The 506-nt window shown below is 37.4% G+C and carries 1 pseudogene; it reads right to left on the reverse strand.

What is annotated here, in order from left to right:
* A pseudogene (locus AC1MDJ_RS08600) lies at nt 1-409 on the reverse strand (hypothetical protein); the annotation flags it as partial.
* Nucleotides 410-506: the final 97 nt, after the last annotated feature.

Raw genomic sequence — 506 nt, forward strand, 5'->3', positions numbered from 1 at the left:
GGTCACTTTCATAAATTACCTCGCCCATAATGACAGATTTTATTCCATCAAGTAGTTTTGAAGCGTTAGGAGTAATTTCGTTGGTTTCACCCAATTCGGCTTTTGATAGTATATCTATCTGCGTCTTATCGAATGGGATTTTACGTTCACGTTCCAATGCTAAAAACCCTTTTGAGTGCTGAAGCATTTCGGTAATCGGAATAAATACACTCTGAACTTTTTGTTTACACCATTGAGCGAATGCAGTGTTCTTGGTCTTGTTTTCACCAATTTCGTGTAGTTTAATAGAAGACAGGCTATCAGGTACAGAAACTTCTAATGCAGGGTATTTGTCGCTTATTGTGTTGCTGAATAGCCGAATAGTAGAATTGAAATTTTTATTACCTCCGTTATCAGCTTGTATGACCATAAAATAGTCGGCAAGAATGAAATTCGTCCTGTACGGTGTTTCTGCACTACGATTAAGTTGAAGATTCCCATTGTGTTCCAAGACGCTTTTATTTGAA

It is taken from the genome of Candidatus Termitispirillum reticulitermitis, from assembly GCF_054655775.1.